Origin of the sequence: Burkholderia sp. E168m23, from assembly GCF_016586125.1 — a bacterium.
In the GTDB taxonomy this organism is placed as follows: Bacteria; Pseudomonadota; Gammaproteobacteria; order Burkholderiales; family Burkholderiaceae; genus Burkholderia; species Burkholderia orbicola.
In genome coordinates, this window is record NZ_BCPP01001499.1 from 1 (window position 1) to 963 (window position 963).

Genomic DNA, 963 nt, shown 5'->3' on the forward strand with positions numbered 1-963 from the left:
AGCGTGCCGAGCACGTTCGACGTGTCCACCTGGCCGCTGGCCGGCACTTCACCGTTCGGCGTCGCGCCGTTGACGACGTGCGGCAGCACCTGCGCGAGGATCGACGACGCCTGCGACGGATCGATGCCGACCTTGCTCGCGAGCGAGCCGACGACGTCCGAGCCGAGCACGTTCTGCAGCGTGTCCGGCGAGATCGGCTGGTTTTCGCCGGTGCCGACCCACGAACCGATGATCTCGCCGGCACCGCCGGCCTTGAACTTCTCGATCAGCCCGTTCAGGCCGCCCGGCTGGTTGTTGATGAATTCGAGCGCGGTCGTGATCAGCGCGCTTTGCGAGTTGCCGCCGGCCTGGCCGCCGATCAGACCGCCAACGATGTCGAGGAGACCCATGGTTCTTCACCTTCACTGAAAAGGGCGCCGTGACGACGGCGCCCGTTGAACGAATGCCGCGCGCACGCCGTCGCGCGCGCGGCGCACATCAGGCGCCCGACGCCGCGGCGGCGGAGGCTGCCTTGTCCTTCTTGCTCTTCTTCTTCGAACCCTTCGTTGCCTTCGTGGACGACGCGGCCGCCGGTGCGCTCGCACCCGCGTCGGCGGATGCCGCTGCCGCCGCTGCCGCCTTTTCCTTCTTCGACGCGCGCTTGGTCTTGGCCGGCTTGGCGGCCGCGTCCGGTGCACTAGCCGCCGGCGCGGGCGCCGCGGTCGTCGTGCCGGCCGTCGCGGTCGTGGACGTCGCGGCGGTGCCTGCCGACGTCGTGGTCGACGTGGTCGCGGACGTCGTCGCGGCCGGTTTCGACAGCTTCACACCCTTCGGCGGCGTCGACGCGCCGCCGATCGTCAGGCCGTTTTCCTCGAGATGCCCGACCGACTTGGTACCGAGGCCCTTCACGCGGTTCGCGAGATCGTCGGCGTCCTTGAACGGGCCGTAATAACTTCGTATAGCATACATTATACGAAGTTATAA

The 963-nt window shown here is 68.1% G+C and carries 1 protein-coding gene and 1 pseudogene; both read right to left on the minus strand.

All coding sequences use genetic code 11. The features are described from left to right. Positions 1-389 (minus strand): YidB family protein (locus tag JMF90_RS38455; protein WP_201326480.1); only part of this gene is annotated, 389 nt, incomplete at its 3' end. An 88-nt stretch (positions 390-477) separates the two neighbouring features. Then, positions 478-936: pseudogene (locus tag JMF90_RS38460) on the minus strand (helix-hairpin-helix domain-containing protein); the annotation flags it as partial. Positions 937-963 lie beyond the last annotated feature (27 nt).